A 16,516-nucleotide genomic window follows, 5' to 3' on the forward strand; every position below is an offset into this window, starting at 1 on the left:
GAATAACCAATAACTAATAACGCTTTTCCGCTTTTCCTCACTTCATTCCTATTGCTTGCTTGATTAACGCTCGCTTCAGGGGCTTCACCCGATTAACCAACGCTAAACCGCCCGCAATCAATGCCCGTGGTATCAGGTGCTGTGAGCGAAATCCAAAGTGAATCGCATCCATCACGCGCATCATGTGTTGATTTTCACGCTCGCGTACACGTTCATAAGCACGCAATGCTACCGCTAGCGATTGTTGATTATTAAGCTGGTTAAGCAATTCTTGAACATCTGCAAACCCAATATTAACGCCCTGCCCAGCCAATGGGTGAATACTATGTGCGGCGTCGCCAATCAGTACGACGGAGTTGTGTGCGTGATACCTTAAAGCGCGCTGACGCCGCAGTGAAAAGCTCGCGAATCGCGTTACCTTATGGTCCCCGATATGGGGCGCAAAGGTTTCATGCAACGTGCGATGAACCTGCTGCGCATCGCCGCTAAGTTGCTGCCACGCCTGCTCGCTGCGGTAATCAATCAGGCACGCTTGGTGAGTGCCCAGCGGCAATAATGCAAATGGCCCAGCCTCACGAAACACTTCCCATGTAGCTGGCGGTATCGGCTCACTGACATCAGCAATTGCCAACATGCAGCGCATATCATAATCCCAGCCGCGCATGGCAATACCTGCGGCTTTCGCAACTTGCGAATTTGAACCATCAGCGCCAACCAGTAAGTCATAAGGAAGTTGCTCTCCCGTATCGAGTTCAATCTGCTGCGCCGACAGATTCACCTTGGTTACGCGCGTTGAGCTTAAACAGCGCACGCCATGTTGGTCCAGAAGCTGCCACAAGGTCTGTTGCAATGCATTGTTTTCAACCATTGCCCCGAGTGCTTCGGCGTTAACGTCGCTGGCCGCAAAATTAACGCGCATACCATCACGGCATTCAACCGCTAAATCGGTGTAAAAAAACCGCCGCTCAGGGCGCACATCGACCCACACGCCAAGTTCATTCAACCACGCCACGTTACGTTGATGAATTGAAGAAATTCGCAAATCCCAGTCACCGGTACTGGTCGCCGGTTTACCCGCCTCAATCACGGTTACGTCATGGCCACGTTGCACCAAAGCCAATGCAGCTGAAGCACCCACCATGCCACCACCGATTACGACAATTTGCATCTCAATTATCCACCGAATCATTTAACTTATTGCGCATCATAGAAAATACTGCGCCACAAATACACCAACAACGCTAAAAAAACATTGCTAAACGCCGGCATTGTGAACGTGATAAGATAACGCCATATTTGGCTCTCATCTTTTCAGCGGCGACGCAAGCCGTGTAAGGATTCTATGGACACCCCACAACGAACGGTGTTTATTGCCTCCGCGCTAGTACTTGGCGCTGAGCTTTGCTTTGCTGGCGTAAGCGCATTAGTCAAGTATCTGAGCACCGACTTACCATCTGCACAACTGGTGTTTTTCCGAAATTTGATGGCGTTTGTAGTGCTGTTACCATGGATATGGCGTAAAGGGCCGAGTGCTTTTAAAACCAAAGCTTGGGGATTTCATATAACCCGCGGTTTAGCAGGCCTTGCGGCCATGTATCTATTTTTCTACGCGATTGCTAATTTGCCGCTGGCGCAAGCAACCTTAGTACTTTTACTGTCGCCCTTCCTGATTCCAATAATTGGGCGGGTATGGCTTAAAGAACGTGTACTAGCCCAAACCTGGCTCGCGATTGCGATTGGCTTTATCGGGGTTTTTGTTTTTTTAAACCCCGCGCAAACCACATTGTCACCCATTGTTGGTATTGCGTTTATTGCGGCATGTTTAGCCGCATTCACCAAAACATTGATCCGGCAGATGTCTGCTACTGAGTCGTCGAGTAAAATTGTTTTCTATTTCGCGACCCTCGCCACTGTGATCTCGGCGCTACCACTCATTTGGCGCGGCGAGTCCATTGCCAGTGAACACTGGCTTGGCATCATGGTGATGGGCGCACTCGCCGTGGCTGGCCAACTGGGCATGACCAAGGCGTTTGCCTTAGCGCCAGCAGCACGGGTTGGCGTTTTTACCTACAGCTCGGTGATATTCGCCGCTTTGATGGGGTATTGGTTTTGGGATGAACCCATTACCGTAAGTATGATTTTAGGTGCCACCATTATCACTGTCGCAGGCTATTTAGCCATTCGTACCCGCCGCAAAGCAGAAACTGGCGGCAAAGTTGGCAGTTAGGGGCTGTTCAGGCTAAAATAACAGCCCTTTTTATGTGTGGTGTATTTAACGCAATTGAGCAAGTGAGTGCGAAGATTTATGAGTAAGAAGTTATACATTAAAACTTGGGGTTGTCAGATGAACGAGTATGACTCAGCAAAAATGGCTGATCTACTTAAGGCAACTCATGGCTATGACGTCGCAGCTGAGCCTGAAGAGGCTGACTTGATCCTGCTCAACACCTGTTCCATTCGCGAAAAAGCGCAGGAAAAAGTCTTCCACCAACTGGGCCGCTGGAAGACCCTGAAAGATAAAAATCCAGACCTGGTTATTGGTGTGGGTGGCTGCGTTGCCTCGCAAGAAGGCGATCATATTCGTGAACGCGCGCCATACGTTGATATCGTATTTGGTCCACAAACGTTGCATCGCTTACCTGAAATGGTGAAGCAAGTGCAAACGCATCACACCCCAATGATTGATATTTCATTTCCAGAAATTGAAAAATTCGATCGTTTGCCTGAACCAAAAGCTGACGGCCCAACCGCCTTTGTCTCCATCATGGAAGGGTGCAGCAAGTACTGTACATTCTGTGTGGTGCCTTATACCCGTGGTGAAGAAGTTAGTCGCCCTGTGGATGACGTATTGTTTGAAATTGCGCAATTGGCCGAGCAAGGCGTACGCGAAGTAAATCTGTTGGGGCAAAACGTTAATGCCTTCCGCGGTGATTACCACGACGGCAGCGTTTGCCGCTTCTCGGAACTATTACATATGATTGCGGCAATTGATGGCATTGATCGTATCCGCTACACCACGTCGCATCCGGTTGAATTTACTGATGATATCGTTGAGGCTTATGCAACCATTCCTGAATTGGTCAGCCACTTACACCTACCGGTACAAAGCGGTTCAGATCGTATTCTAGCCATGATGAAACGTGGTCACACCACACTCGAATACAAGTCACAAATTCGTAAACTGAAAAAGATTCGTCCAGATATCGCCATGAGTTCCGACTTTATTATCGGCTTTCCAGGCGAAAGTGATGCCGACTTTGAAGCGACGATGGATTTAATCCAGGCGGTTGATTTTGATATGAGCTTCAGCTTCATTTACAGTGCGCGCCCTGGCACACCAGCAGCTGACCTGCCTGATGACGTAAGTGAAGAAACCAAAAAGCAGCGTTTACAGCTATTGCAACAGCGTTTGAATCAACAATCACATGCACATGCACGGCGTATGCTCGGTACTGAGCAACGTATTTTAGTTACCGGCCCGTCGAAAAAAGACCCGATGGAGCTTAGCGGCCGTACGGAAAACAACCGTGTGGTGAACTTTGTCGGAACACCCGACATGATCGGTAAATTTGTTGATGTAAAAGTCACTGATGTGTTTGTGAACTCTTTGCGCGGTGATGTGCTGCGCGTTGAATCAGACATGGGCTTACGTGTTGATACCGCACCGCAAACTATTTTAGCACGTCAATCACGTACACAGCCCGATGAGCTTGGTGTAACAACCTTTGTTCCACCAGCAACCAATTAAAGCGAGGTAAATTTGAGTCCATCTGTTAGCACCATAGACATCGATTTAGAACCTGCAGATAACCGCCGAATTGCGGACTTATGTGGCGCTTTAGATGAGAACCTAAAGCACATCGAACGGCGCTTAGGCATTGAAATAAGCCATCGCCATAACGCGTTTCGTATTATCGGCCCCAGCCATACTGCTCAAGCTGGTGCCAAGATTTTACGCGATCTCTATGTCGAAACTGCGACAGTGAAAGGCGACGAGGGTAAGGTTACCCCGCAAATGGTGCATCTGGCGGTTCAACAAGCAAAAGTGCTTGAACAGACACCAGCCGACGACCCCGCCGCTGAAAAAATGACTCACATTAAAACAAAGCGTGGCTTAATTAAGCCGCGTAATCATAATCAAGCTGAGTATGTTCGTGCCATATTGACGCACGACGTTAATTTTGGTGTCGGCCCAGCCGGTACCGGTAAAACATATCTGGCTGTTGCTTGCGCGGTTGATGCACTTGAACGGCAAGAAATCAGACGAATATTACTGACGCGTCCAGCCGTCGAAGCTGGCGAAAAGCTCGGTTTCTTACCGGGTGATTTGGCGCAAAAGGTCGACCCATATCTGCGCCCGTTGTATGACGCCCTGTTTGAGATGTTGGGCTTTGAAAAAGTTGAAAAGCTTATTGAACGCAATGTCATTGAAGTGGCACCGCTCGCGTACATGCGAGGCCGGACACTCAACGATGCATTCATTATTCTGGATGAAAGCCAAAACACTACCTGTGAACAAATGAAAATGTTCCTTACCCGTATTGGCTTTAATTCGCGCGCAGTGATTACTGGCGACATCACGCAAGTTGACTTGCCGCGTGGGCAGAAGTCAGGTTTACGCCATGTTATTGAAGTGCTCAAAGATATCGATGCAATTAGCTTCACCTTCTTTCAAGCATCCGATGTTGTGCGTCACCCAGTGGTGCAACGCATTGTTCAAGCCTACGAGGCGTTTGACGAAAAATCATGACAAACTTAACTGTTGACCTGCAAATTGCCTGTAACGCAGACAATTTGCCCTCAGACGCTTCGTTTGAAGCCTGGATTGAGGCAGTACTGCAACATTTAAATTGCAATACAGAAACCGAACTTACGGTACGCGTTGTCGATGCCGAAGAAGGTTTAGCCTTGAACCATCAGTATCGCGGTAAAGCCTACGCCACCAACGTATTGTCCTTCCCCTTTGAAGCTCCCGTGCCCTTGCCGGTCAATCTACTCGGCGATCTTGTCATTTGTGCAGCTGTTGTTGCCGATGAAGCCAAGGCTCAAAATAAGCCATTGGTCGCACACTGGGCGCATATGGTTGTACACGGAACCTTGCATTTGCTAGGTTATGACCATATTAACAACGACGAAGCCGAGCACATGGAACAGCTCGAAAAAGATATTCTTGCAGCCTTAGGGTATGCTGACCCTTACGCTGATGACCACGCTGATGATCAGCATTAACTGGAGCAATAACAGCAAATGAGCGATGACAATCCACACTCTACCAACGGTTCTGCGCGTAAAACGTGGGCAACCAAACTGTTGCAACTTTTTACCGGAGAACCGAATAGCCGCGCAGAGTTAGTTGATTTAATCCAAGACGCCGAAGAACGCGATCTTATCGACAACGACACCAAAGAAATGATTGAAGGTGTACTCGATGTTGCCGAACTCAAGGTCCGCGATATCATGGTGCCACGTTCACAGATGGTCACGATCGATATCAATCAAAGCGTTGAATCATTTTTACCTATTGTGATTGACTCACAACATAGCCGCTACCCTGTCGTCAGTGAAAACAAAGACCACATTGAAGGTATCCTGCTGGCAAAAGACTTGCTCGCATACGGTTTCGGCATGACCGACCAAGAGTTTGCCCTTGCCGATGTTATTCGCCCAGCGGTTATCGTTCCAGAGAGTAAACGCGTTGACGTATTACTTAAAGAGTTCCGCTCGCAACGTTACCATATGGCCATTGTGGTCGATGAGTATGGCGGTGTTTCTGGCCTGGTAACCATTGAAGATATTTTAGAAGAAATTGTCGGCGAAATTGAAGACGAAACCGATTATAACGAGGACAACAAAGCCGATATTCGCCGCATCAACAAGTCGCGATACTCGGTTAAAGCGTTGACCACCATTGAAGACTTCAACGACTATTTCAACACCACCTTTGGTGATGAGGAATATGACACTATTGGTGGCATGGTTGCACATGGTTTCGGGCATCTACCTGAAGTGGGTGAAGAGCTCACTTTAGGCAGCATTTTGTTCAAAATAACCGGTGCCGATAAGCGCCGCATTCAACAACTACAGGTAACCATTACGGATACCAACAATGCTGCAGATGCCGACTAAATGAAGAATTATCGGATCACTGCCCTACTACTCGGCGGTAGCTTGATATTCAGTTACGCACCTTTTCAACACGCATGGCTCGTATTGCCGGTGTTATTTGGGCTGTTACTGCTTACCAGCAAAGCCTCGGCAGGCATGGCTTGGCGTATTGGATTTTACTTTGGCCTCGGCTGGTTCAGCGCCGGCCTCAGTTGGATTTACGTCAGCATTGACCAATTTGGCGGTTTACCCGTCATCGCATCGCTGGCTGTACTCACGGTGTTGTTCCTTTATTTAAGCTTATTTCCCGCGCTAGCATTATTCTTATGGAAATACAGTGAGCGCTGGTTTGGTTACTTCGCGATAGCCCTGTTGCCGCTAACTTGGTTAATCAGTGAATCCATTCGTGGCTGGTTTCTTACCGGCTTCCCGTGGCTAGAACTGGGCTACACGCAAACTGACAGCTGGATAGGCAACTACGCCCCATGGTTAGGCGGTGTGGGCGTGACCGTGATGCTCTGGGCAATTGCCATTGCCTTGTTCGTGTGGTTTGACCGCAAACGTAAAGAATTCGGATTAGTCGCTTTTGGCCTATTGATCATTCCGTTCACCCTGCCTTGGGTAAGCACCATTGAGAAAACCGGTGAACAAGCCCGTGTTTTGTTGGTGCAAGGTAATATTGAGCAGTCGATTAAATGGAACCCTGATCAGCATTGGCAATCGCTAATGACCTACCTCGATTTAAGTCGACCGCATTATCTCAGCCACGATATTATTATCTGGCCTGAGTCAGCAGTAACCATGCCCGAGCCATACACCGACGATGTGTTGAGCAATATTCATAAGGCCTTGGTTGAAACGGACACCGCACTGATAACTGGCATCATCGATTATCAGCAAAATGAATACTTCAACACCATGATTGTGTTGGGGCTTGATGCGCCATACCAACCGGTTGAGCCCTATACTCACGGCCATACCAACCGCTACCAGAAGCATCAATTGCTACCTATTGGTGAGTTTGTCCCGTTTGAGGACTTATTGCGCCCACTTGCTCCTTTATTTGATTTACCGATGAGCTCGTTTTCACGGGGCAATTACCAGCAGCAAAACTTGCGGGCGAAAGGGTTTCACTTAGCCGGCGCTATTTGCTACGAAATAGCCTTTCCGGGCCAAGTGCGTGCTAACGTTTTGCCGACCACCGACTATATTTTAACAGTCAGTAATGATACCTGGTTCGGTGCATCACACGGCCCAGCGCAGCACATGCAAATCGCGCGCATGCGGGCGTTGGAGTTAGGCCGCCCATTATTGCGCGCTACCAACAATGGCATCAGTGCAGTTGTTGATGCCAATGGCCACGAAATTGCGCGCGCACCGCAGTTTTCAGCAACATCTCTAAGCGCCCACGTACCGGTAGTAACCGGACAAACGGCTTACCACCGCTACGGTTCCATCGGCGCTTGGTTGATTGCGCTTTTAATTGCATTATGCAGTATTTTGGCCGCATTTCGGCATGGTCAAGCGCGTTCAAAATCAGTAAACTAACAGCATTCATCTCATATAAATTAACCACTGCATGGAGAGTCGCCATGGAAAACATCATTGCCGCGTTGTTATTTGCCATTTTAGTCGCTGCGGGCACCTTAGGTGTTACTAGCTTAGGTATGTTTGCGTTTCACCGTCATGAAAACCGTGACACCCAACAACGCGAGCGTCTTGAATACGCTTTCTTTGGTCTATTTGGCGTCGTTGTGATGCTAATGATGTGGTACGCACTTTAATTTTTAACCGAGCAGTTAAACGGAAAGCCAGATGTCAAAAAATATAGCGGAACAATACGATCCATCCGTGGTTGAACCTACCGTTCAACAGCGCTGGGAACGCGATCAGGTATTCACAGTTACCGAAGATCCAAACAAAGAGAAGTTCTATTGTTTGGCGATGTTCCCCTACCCAAGTGGAAAATTGCACATGGGTCACGTGCGCAATTACACCCTTGGTGATGTGGTTGCCCGCTATCACCGCATGCAAGGTAAAAACGTATTGCAGCCCATGGGCTGGGATGCTTTTGGGTTGCCAGCAGAAAACGCTGCAATTCAGAATAAAACGGCACCTGCAAAGTGGACCTATCAAAACATCGATTACATGCGTAATCAGCTAAAGTCTTTAGGATTTGGTTACGACTGGTCACGTGAATTAGCAACCTGTACGCCCGAGTATTACCGTTGGGAGCAATGGTTTTTCACGAAGCTGTTCGAAAAAGGTTTAGTTTATAAGAAAAACGCCACGGTCAACTGGGATCCTATCGATCAAACCGTACTTGCCAATGAACAAGTCATCGACGGTCGCGGCTGGCGTTCGGGCGCATTGGTGGAACAAAAAGAAATTCCACAGTGGTTTATCAAAATTACCGACTATGCAGATGAGTTATTGACTGACCTGGACCAGCTTGACGGCTGGCCAGAACAAGTAAAAACCATGCAACGCAATTGGATTGGCCGCTCTGAAGGCGTTGAAATCGACTTCTCAATTGCACAAAGTGATGCACAACTCACTGTATACACCACGCGTCCAGACACACTCTATGGCGTAACCTATATGGCCGTGGCTGCGCAGCATCCGTTGGCGCAAAAGGCTGCTGCATCAAATCCCGATTTAGCAGCATTTATTGAGTCCATTAAAACCACCAAAATGGCCGAAGCTGATTTAGCAACCATTGAGAAAAAAGGGATGGACACCGGTGTTCGCGCTATTCACCCAATGACTGGCGAAGAAATTCCGGTGTGGGTGGCAAACTTTGTACTCATGGATTACGGCTCTGGTGCTGTGATGGCCGTGCCTGCTCATGACCAGCGCGACTGGGAGTTTGCGACAGCCTATAAGTTGCCAATTCGCGTTGTGATTGAGGCTGAGTCAGGCGACGAAGATATCAACAAGGGTGCCATTGTTGCCAAAGGAACAACCATTAATTCCGGTGACTACAACGGGTTGAGCAGCGATGCCGCGTTTGATGCAATAGCAGCACATCTGGAACAGCGCAATATTGGGCGGCGTCAAGTGAATTACCGCTTACGTGACTGGGGCGTTTCTCGTCAGCGTTACTGGGGTGCTCCAATTCCAATGTTGAATTTACCCAATGGTGAGTCGGTACCCGTACCAGAAGACCAGTTGCCGGTATTGCTACCAGAAGACGTTGTCATGGATGGCACCAACTCACCGATCAAAGCGGATTTAGAGTGGCGCAAAACCACCTACAATGGCATGCCTGCGGAACATGAGACGGATACGTTTGATACCTTTATGGAATCTTCCTGGTATTACGCTCGCTACTGCAGCGCCAATTATCACGATGGCATGCTCAACCCGGAACAAGCCAACTATTGGCTGCCTGTTGATCAGTACATTGGCGGTATCGAGCACGCGATTCTGCACCTGTTATATGCGCGCTTCTTCCATAAGCTTTTGCGTGACACCGGCTTGGTTAATTCAGATGAGCCATTCAAGCGCTTACTCACGCAAGGCATGGTTTTAGCTGATAGTTATTTCCGCGAAGATGAATCTGGAAAAATCACGTGGTATTCGCCGCTAGACGTCGACATCACGCGCGACGAAAAAGGCAGAATCAACCAAGCAATATTGCGCACAGACGGTCAGCCCGTGCAACACGGCGGCATGACCAAAATGTCGAAGTCAAAGAATAACGGTATTGACCCTCAAGTCATGATTGATAAATACGGCGCCGATACCGTGCGTTTATTTATGATGTTCGCTGCCCCACCAGAAGCAACCCTGGAATGGGCCGACTCAGGTGTCGAAGGCGCACAACGGTTCTTGCGTCGGGTCTGGCGTTTAGTCGCTGACTATGCAGATGTTGCCGATCAGCCGCAAAGCTCGACGTGGGCAGATCTCAACGACGCACAGCAAGAGCTGCGCCGTGAGGTGCATCGCACCATTCAGAAAGTATCCGATGATATGGGTCGCCGTCAGCACTTCAATACTGCAATCGCCGCCATCATGGAACTGTTGAATCGCCTGCAAAAAGCGCCGCTGGAAACCGAGCTTGACCGTGGCATTATGGCCGAAGCACTGGACGCCGTGGTGTTGATGTTGGCCCCGGTTACACCGCATTTAAGCGAAGCATTATGGCAAGCCTTAGGGCACGACAGTGATATTAACTTCGCTGCCTGGCCAGAGTTTGACGAAGCAGCTATGGTTGAAACATCGATACTGGTTGTGGTTCAGGTAAACGGCAAAGTGCGCAGCAAGATCACCGTGCCAGCCGATGCCACGCAAGAGCTGGTTACCCAAGTTGCCATGGCCGATGAAAATGTACTGCGCTTCATAGAAGATAAAACAGTACGCAAGCAAATATACGTGCCCGGCAAGCTGTTTAATATCGTAGCGAACTAACTGATGACTAAACTATTGCACTATATCGGCCTTGTCATTTTAACCACAGCTCTTAGCGGCTGTGGTTTTCAGTTGCGTGACAACTACCAGTTGCCGGCTGCAATGCAAGCCGTTTCAGTGCAGGCGCCTGCCTTTAGCGAATTTAGTCAGGTGCTTCAAAGGCGCCTTACTTTGGCCGGTGCTGAACTGGTTGATAGTGCGCAAGCTGATATGACCATCGAAGTTCTTAGTGATCAACTTGACCGACGCACGCTATCGCTTTCGCAATCGGGCCAAGTTGCCGAATACGAGATGATTTATACCGTTAATTATCAGATCATTCAGCAGGGTTCTGAGCCCCAGAAATTGCAAGTAGAAGTGTATCGGGATTATCAGGATGACCCCAATTTCGCATTAGCAAAAACCCGCGAACGGGAAGTCTTGATTCGGGAAATGCGTGACGACGCAGCGCGACAACTGTTACGCCAAACTATCGCCCAACTCAGCGAGTAGTAAGTAACCTATGCAACTTACGCCAGCACAACTTAGCGCCCACCTAACCAGCCACGGTTTGCCGGCCATTATGAGTGTGTTCGGCGACACCCCCTTGTTGATTGACGACGCGCTACAACAAATTCGACGTTTTGCACGTGAGCAAGGCATTGATGAGCGTGAACGCTGGTTACAAGACAACCAATTTGATTGGCAGCAACTCAACGATCAAAGTGCCAGCCTGAGTTTGTTTTCAACCCTTAAATTGGTGGAGTTAGAGCTGCCCGAAGGGAAACCCGGCCGCGAGGGCGGTGAAGCATTACGCAACTATGCCCAAGCTCCCATAGCGGACCAGATACTGGTCATCGTCGGCCCGAAGCTGAAGCAAGAACAACTCAAAGCTAAGTGGTACAAAGAATTGACGGCAGCGGGCCCAGTCATAACCGCGAATAGCCCAGAGCGCAGTGCCCTACCCCGATTTATTCAACAGCGTGCGCAACTGCATCAGGTACAACTGCAACCGGATGCGACGCAGCTGTTGGCAGATTGGTTTGAAGGCAACCTGCTGGCGTTAGATCAAGAACTGCAAAAACTTGCGCTTTCGGACTTACCGCAGCCGCTTAGCATGGCTGACATTCAGCGCGCGGCTGAAGATCAAAGTCGATTTAATGTATTCGCATTGCAGGAGGCTATTGTACAGGCCGATCTTGACACCGCCTTACATCGCCTCGCCCGGCTATTTGAAGACAGTGTTGAAGAGGCAATTCTCAACTGGATGTTACAACGGGAATGGCAACTGGTCAGCACCTTACAGAATGCTGATAATTATGCCGATGCATGCCGTAAAAACGGCGTATGGCGAAATCAAGAAGCGGCCTATCGAAATTTTTGCCAGCGTATGTCACCAGCGGCGATAAGCAAAGCGGCCCAGCTGTTGGCGCGAATGGAATACGCTTTTAAACGTGACTCCGGCGAGCATTACAGTACCTTGGCAACGCACCTTGTCACCCTTTACTGCCGCCCTGATGCGGTTGGTGAATTGCCCCAATGATGCGGGCAATACTGGGTGGCACCTTTGACCCTATTCACTGGGGACATTTACGCCCCGCAGTTGCTGTGACTGCTCACATTGAAGCACAGCACTTGCATTTAATGCCTAGCGCACAGCCACCGCACCGCAGTTATCCTGGCGCCACGGCGGAACAGCGCTTGGCAATGGTCAAATTAGCCGCCAGTGAATTAATTAATTGCAGCGCTGAAGGCTGGGAGCTGCAACAACAGCGTAAATCTTACACCCAACTTACGTTGCAACAACTGCATCAACGCTGGCCAAACGACACCTTGGTTTTTCTACTTGGCGAAGATGCCTTTGCCGGACTGCAAAGTTGGTTCAATTGGCAGCAATTACTGGATCATGCGCATTTTGTAGTGATGCGTCGCCCGCATGCACAAAATACGTTTTCACCTGCGTTGCAGCAATGGCTCGCACAGGTTCAGGTTGATACCGTAAGTGCCCTGCATCAAAGTACGCATGGCCATGTTTACCTTGCCGAAACACCGGCAGTAAATATTTCGGCAACAGCGATACGTCAAGCCATACAAGCCAATCAACCCTGGCAACATTGGGTACCGCCGAGTGTGGCCGACTATATCCAGGCAGAAGAGCTATATCGCTAGCTGCTTTTTGCATCGCCTTCGTGGTAAACTACCGCGGTTTTCATTAAATTAGATTTTTGCCGTATAAATTGGAGCGTTGAACTCTTGCAAGCAGAACAATTACGCGATTTCGTTGTAGAAAAGTTAGAAGATCTTAAAGGCCGTGACATCAAAGTGATGGACGTGCGTGAACAAACCGATGTAGCTGAATACATGATCATCTGTTCAGGTAGCTCAAAAACGCATGTACGCAGCTTAGCGAACTATGTTGCAGCTGAAGCGAAGCATCATGGCGTGCCACCAATTGGCGTTGAAGGTCACGAACACTCAGAGTGGGTATTGGTTGATTTGGCTGACGTGGTCGTTCACATCATGCAAGAATCAATCCGAGACTTTTACGAGCTCGAAAAGCTTTGGGGACGCAAGTAATGCGGATCCAGCTGATAGCGGTTGGGCAGAAGATGCCCGATTGGATCAGCACCGGTTATCAAACCTATGCCAAACGTTTCCCCGCCGATTGCCAACTTGAACTGGTTGAAATCGCAGCGGGCAAGCGCGGCAAAAATGCAGATATTGCGCGTATTCTCCGGCAAGAAGGTGAAGCCATGCTCGCCGCCGTGGGAAAAGGCGATAGAATTGTAACGCTTGAAGTAACCGGTAAAAGTTGGACTACCCCGCAACTGGCGGCGCGACTTGAACACTGGCTGATGGACGGTCGTGATATCAGCTTACTGGTGGGCGGCCCTGAAGGGCTTGCACCAGAATGTGTCGCTGCTGCAGATGAGCGCTGGTCATTATCAGCATTAACGTTGCCGCACCCGTTGGTGCGGGTGCTGATTGCTGAAAGTTTATACCGTGCTTGGAGCGTAACCGCTAACCACCCGTATCATCGCGAATAATATGAAGCATCGCCGCGTAACTATCCGAGACCATCACGCCGAATCCGCGCTCTTTGGGCGACGTGTTTTCGTAAGCCTGATTCTTGTTGTGATTGCCTTCGGGGTGCTGCTGACCAACATGTATCACCTGCAAGTGGTCGATCACCAAAGTTTCCAAACCCGTTCCAATGACAATCGTATTAAGATTGTTCCGTTGGCACCTAATCGTGGCATCATTTACGATCGACATGGCCGTATTTTGGCTGAAAACAGGCCGGTTTTGAGTCTTGAAGTAACCCCAGAAAAGGTCAGCGATCTCGAGCAAACGCTGGCTGACTTACAAGCTTTACTCAACATTGATGCGCAAACGTTACAGGCTTTTCACGATAACCGCCGCCGCGAACGTCGTTTTAATCAGGTGATTTTGCTCGACCGACTCACTGAGGAGCAAGCGGCCCGTTTTGCCGTCCGCCAACATGAGTTCCCGGGGGTAAGTATTGAAGCACGCTTAGTGCGCCATTATCCCTACGGCGATGCCATTACCCACGCCTTAGGCTATGTGGCAAAAATCAATCGCAATGACTTAATCAACTTAAGCGAGCAAGGCCGACAGGCCAACTATGCCGCCACACGTGTGATTGGGAAATTGGGTGTCGAACGTTATTACGAAGAGTTGCTGCACGGCAGCATCGGCTACCAGCAGGTAGAAGTAGATATTCATGGCCGCGCCATTCGTACGTTATCGATTGAACCGCCCGTGCCGGGCCAAGATTTATACTTGGAGCTCGACGTTGAACTGCAGCAATTTGCCTATGACTTACTGGCTGAAGACCGTGGTTCAATTATCCTGATGGATCCACGTGATGGTGCGATTCGTGCCATGGTGAGTAAACCCAGTTACGATCCCAACTGGTTTGCGCAAGGCATCTCGTACGCGCAATATCAAAGCCTACTCAATTCAAAGCATTCGCCATTATTAAACCGCTCAACGCAAGGCGGCTATCCACCGGCATCAACAATTAAACCCCAGCTTGCAATATTAGCGCTGGAAAAAGGCACCATTACTCCAGAAACACGCATCTGGGACCCCGGTTGGTTTCAAATTGACGGTGTCGATCACCGCTATCGTGACTGGTTAGCATGGGGGCACGGTTGGACCGATGTCACCTCAGCCATTGTTGAGAGCTGTGATACATTTTATTACGACCTTGCCCTGAAACTCGGTATCGATGCGATTCATGATGATATGATTCGTTATGGTTTTGGCGAGCGTACCGGCATCGACATCGCGGAAGAATCAACGGCCGTGATGCCATCCCGTGGCTGGAAGCGTGCGCGTTTTAATCAACCTTGGTATGCCGGTGAAACCGTTTCTATTGGGATTGGTCAAAGCTATTGGACCACCACCCCTATTCAGTTGGCAGTGGGTACCGCAGTTGTTGTGAATAAAGGCGAACGCCCCGTGCCAAGGCTGTTGCACGCGTTGCAAGAAGGTGAAGTTGTATTACCAGCGGTGGTCGAAACACGCGAACCCGTCACACTCAAAAAGTCTGAAAACTGGGACGTTGTGCTCAATGCATTGAACCTAACAGTAAGCTCTATTAAAGGAACTGCGCACCGAGCCTTCGCCGATGCAACCTACACCAGTGGTGGTAAAACTGGTACCGCGCAAGTGCGCAGCATCGGCCAGGAAGAAGAGTACAACGCGGAAGAAATTGATGAACGTTATCGTGATAACGCTATGTATGTAGGTTATGCCCCGGCTAAAGACCCGGAGGTGGTGGTCGTGATTGCAGCTGAGAATACCATTGGCGGTGGCGGCAGTGTTGCCGCGCCAATGGCTAGAAAGTTACTGGACTTCTATTTCCAACAGGAGCAGGCCGATGCAAAGCGCTGATCAAAAAAGTAAGTGGTTAACCCGCTTTCACATTGACGGGCCTCTGTTCGTTGCCCTGCTGCTATTAGCAGTTATTAGCGCGGCCACCGTGTACTCGGCCAGCGGCCAGGAATGGGCCATGACCCAGCGCCAAATTGTGCGTATCGGTATTGCCTTCATTGGCATGTTGGTTATCGCACAAATACCTCTGGGCGCCATTGAGCGCTTCTCATTGCCGTTATTCGCCATTGGTGTGGTGTTGTTACTGGGGGTGCTGTTGTTTGGTGAATCCAGCAAAGGTGCGCAGCGCTGGCTAAATCTGGGTGTCGCTACCATTCAGCCTTCCGAAATCATGAAACTCGCTGTACCTATGGCCATCGCATGGTTCATTGCAGAGCACGGCATTCCCCCAACCAAGCGCCGTATGGCAGCCGCTTTCATTTTATTGATGGTGCCAACGTTAATGATTGCCAAACAACCGGACTTAGGCACCTCATTGCTTATTGCTTGTTCGGGTATTTTTGTATTGTTCCTGGCGGGCATCAGTTGGCGGTTAATTACCTTTTTTGCTGTTGCTATTGGTGCTTTCATTCCAATTCTTTGGACCTTTTTGATGCATGGCTATCAACGTCAGCGCGTACTAACCTTTTTAGATCCTGAACGGGATCCGCTCGGTGCTGGCTATCAAATTATCCAATCAAAAATTGCTATCGGCTCAGGTGGTGTAGAGGGCAAAGGCTGGATGCAAGGCACGCAATCCCAACTCGAGTTTTTACCTGAGCGCCATACTGACTTCATTTTCTCCGTATTTAGCGAAGAATTCGGTTTGGTTGGCGTTATCGGCCTGTTTTTGATTTATGGGTTTATCATTTTCCGCGGCATGATTATTTCCATGCGAGCGCAACGTGTGTACCAAAAATTGCTGGCTGGCAGCTTAACATTGACATTTTTTGTTTATGTTCTTGTAAATATCGGCATGGTTTCCGGCTTATTGCCGGTGGTTGGTGTACCCTTACCGTTAATCAGCTACGGCGGCACGTCAATGGTGACATTGCTAGCCGGGTTTGGTTTACTTATGGCTATAGCGACTAACCAGCGCTTGGTTATGCATGATTAA

The 16,516-nt window shown here is 49.3% G+C and carries 16 protein-coding genes; 15 read left to right on the forward strand and 1 reads right to left on the reverse strand.

What is annotated here, in order from left to right; translation table 11 throughout:
• Window positions 1-37: 37 nt before the first annotated feature.
• Entirely contained in the window at window positions 38-1,168 is a 1,131-nt protein-coding gene (locus ACN0UN_RS02750) for an FAD-dependent oxidoreductase (protein WP_417658610.1), read from the reverse strand.
• Between the two features lie 174 nt (window positions 1,169-1,342).
• Here ACN0UN_RS02750 and ACN0UN_RS02755 point away from each other — a divergent pair, with 174 nt between their 5' ends.
• The 15 genes from ACN0UN_RS02755 to rodA all read left to right on the forward strand — a co-directional run bounded on the left by ACN0UN_RS02755 (window position 1,343) and on the right by rodA (window position 16,516).
• Window positions 1,343-2,227: a DMT family transporter gene (locus tag ACN0UN_RS02755; protein ID WP_417658611.1), complete on the forward strand. Its 885-nt coding sequence runs from the start codon at window positions 1,343-1,345 to the stop codon at window positions 2,225-2,227.
• Window positions 2,228-2,305: 78 nt separating this feature from the next.
• Window positions 2,306-3,748, forward strand: a complete 1,443-nt coding sequence (miaB, locus tag ACN0UN_RS02760; RefSeq protein WP_417658612.1) for a tRNA (N6-isopentenyl adenosine(37)-C2)-methylthiotransferase MiaB — start codon at window positions 2,306-2,308, stop codon at window positions 3,746-3,748.
• A gap of 12 nt (window positions 3,749-3,760) precedes the next feature.
• Window positions 3,761-4,750 carry a PhoH family protein gene (locus ACN0UN_RS02765; RefSeq protein ID WP_417658613.1) on the forward strand — a complete coding sequence of 330 codons (990 nt, stop codon included), beginning with the start codon at window positions 3,761-3,763 and terminating at the stop codon, window positions 4,748-4,750.
• Window positions 4,747-5,229: an rRNA maturation RNase YbeY gene (ybeY, locus tag ACN0UN_RS02770; protein ID WP_417658614.1), complete on the forward strand. Its 483-nt coding sequence runs from the start codon at window positions 4,747-4,749 to the stop codon at window positions 5,227-5,229. The genes ACN0UN_RS02765 and ybeY overlap by 4 nt, the downstream gene beginning before the upstream one ends.
• A gap of 18 nt (window positions 5,230-5,247) precedes the next feature.
• The gene (gene corC, locus ACN0UN_RS02775; protein ID WP_128351062.1) at window positions 5,248-6,126 is read left to right on the forward strand and encodes a CNNM family magnesium/cobalt transport protein CorC; all 879 of its coding nucleotides are present in this window, start codon (window positions 5,248-5,250) and stop codon (window positions 6,124-6,126) included.
• On the forward strand, window positions 6,127-7,653 hold the full coding sequence (gene lnt, locus ACN0UN_RS02780) for an apolipoprotein N-acyltransferase (RefSeq protein ID WP_417658615.1): 1,527 nt from the start codon (window positions 6,127-6,129) through the stop codon (window positions 7,651-7,653).
• 44 nt (window positions 7,654-7,697) lie between these two features.
• The gene (locus tag ACN0UN_RS02785) at window positions 7,698-7,889 is read left to right on the forward strand and encodes a hypothetical protein (protein ID WP_417658616.1); all 192 of its coding nucleotides are present in this window, start codon (window positions 7,698-7,700) and stop codon (window positions 7,887-7,889) included.
• Window positions 7,890-7,932: 43 nt separating this feature from the next.
• The gene (gene leuS / locus ACN0UN_RS02790; protein ID WP_417658650.1) at window positions 7,933-10,518 is read left to right on the forward strand and encodes a leucine--tRNA ligase; all 2,586 of its coding nucleotides are present in this window, start codon (window positions 7,933-7,935) and stop codon (window positions 10,516-10,518) included.
• Between the two features lie 3 nt (window positions 10,519-10,521).
• On the forward strand, window positions 10,522-11,010 hold the full coding sequence (lptE, locus tag ACN0UN_RS02795; protein WP_417658617.1) for an LPS assembly lipoprotein LptE: 489 nt from the start codon (window positions 10,522-10,524) through the stop codon (window positions 11,008-11,010).
• A 10-nt stretch (window positions 11,011-11,020) separates the two neighbouring features.
• Window positions 11,021-12,040 (forward strand): DNA polymerase III subunit delta, encoded by a 1,020-nt coding sequence (gene holA, locus ACN0UN_RS02800; protein ID WP_417658618.1) that lies wholly within the window; start codon window positions 11,021-11,023, stop codon window positions 12,038-12,040.
• Window positions 12,037-12,666, forward strand: a complete 630-nt coding sequence (gene nadD / locus ACN0UN_RS02805) for a nicotinate-nucleotide adenylyltransferase (RefSeq protein ID WP_417658619.1) — start codon at window positions 12,037-12,039, stop codon at window positions 12,664-12,666. The genes holA and nadD overlap by 4 nt, the downstream gene beginning before the upstream one ends.
• An 84-nt stretch (window positions 12,667-12,750) precedes the next feature.
• The gene (rsfS, locus tag ACN0UN_RS02810; RefSeq protein ID WP_128351069.1) at window positions 12,751-13,074 is read left to right on the forward strand and encodes a ribosome silencing factor; all 324 of its coding nucleotides are present in this window, start codon (window positions 12,751-12,753) and stop codon (window positions 13,072-13,074) included.
• Window positions 13,074-13,544 (forward strand): 23S rRNA (pseudouridine(1915)-N(3))-methyltransferase RlmH, encoded by a 471-nt coding sequence (gene rlmH, locus ACN0UN_RS02815; protein WP_417658620.1) that lies wholly within the window; start codon window positions 13,074-13,076, stop codon window positions 13,542-13,544. The genes rsfS and rlmH overlap by 1 nt, the downstream gene beginning before the upstream one ends.
• Before the next feature lies 1 nt (window position 13,545).
• Entirely contained in the window at window positions 13,546-15,420 is a 1,875-nt protein-coding gene (mrdA, locus tag ACN0UN_RS02820) for a penicillin-binding protein 2 (RefSeq protein ID WP_417658621.1), read from the forward strand.
• Window positions 15,407-16,516, forward strand: coding sequence for a rod shape-determining protein RodA (rodA, locus tag ACN0UN_RS02825; RefSeq protein ID WP_417658622.1), 1,110 nt, complete (start codon window positions 15,407-15,409; stop codon window positions 16,514-16,516). The genes mrdA and rodA overlap by 14 nt, the downstream gene beginning before the upstream one ends.

This window comes from Pseudidiomarina sp., assembly GCF_048267825.1.
Lineage (GTDB): Bacteria > Pseudomonadota > Gammaproteobacteria > Enterobacterales > Alteromonadaceae > Pseudidiomarina.